Origin of the sequence: Isoptericola sp. S6320L, from assembly GCF_023015685.1 — a bacterium.
Classification (GTDB): Bacteria; Actinomycetota; Actinomycetes; order Actinomycetales; family Cellulomonadaceae; genus Isoptericola; species Isoptericola halotolerans_A.
Window position 1 is genome coordinate 1 of sequence record NZ_JALKAT010000068.1, and the last position, 521, is coordinate 521.

Annotated in this window: 1 protein-coding gene; it reads left to right on the forward strand. The window is 75.4% G+C overall.

Annotated features, from left to right (window positions below):
• A partial coding sequence (locus MWU57_RS17905; protein ID WP_246911045.1) for a hypothetical protein occupies positions 1-469 on the forward strand: 469 nt, incomplete at its 5' end.
• Positions 470-521 lie beyond the last annotated feature (52 nt).

Genomic DNA, 521 nt, shown 5'->3' on the forward strand with positions numbered 1-521 from the left:
GTCGGGCCAGACGGCGGCGTTGCCGGTCAGCTGGGCGCCCCAGGGGCACGGGTCACCGGTGCAGGACCACGTCACCGGCGACGACGTGCCCGCCGCCGCGGACGGTTCGGGGCTGGGTTCGGGTATCGGCGGCGGTGTGGGATCCGGGCTGGGCTCGTCGCTGGGCTCCGGCGACGGCGTCGGCGACGGCGACGGGGTGGGCGTGGGCTCGTCGCTCGGCGTCGGTGAGGGTGTCGGGGTGGGCTCCGGCTCCGTCGGTGTGGAAGACGGCGTCGGCGACGGGGTGGGCGTGGGCTCGTCGCTCGGCGTCGGTGAGGGCGTCGGGGTGGGTTCCTGCTCCGTCGGCGTGGGTTCCGGGGTGGGCTCTTCGCTGGGCTCGGGTGACGGGGAGGGCGTCGGCGTCGGCGTCGGGCTGGGCTCCGGCGCCGTCGGCGTCGGGGTGGGTTCGCCACCGTCGGTGAGGGTGTAGGCGAAGGTGTTGTTGTCGTTCTGGACGGAGACGACGTGGCTGTCGGGCAGGT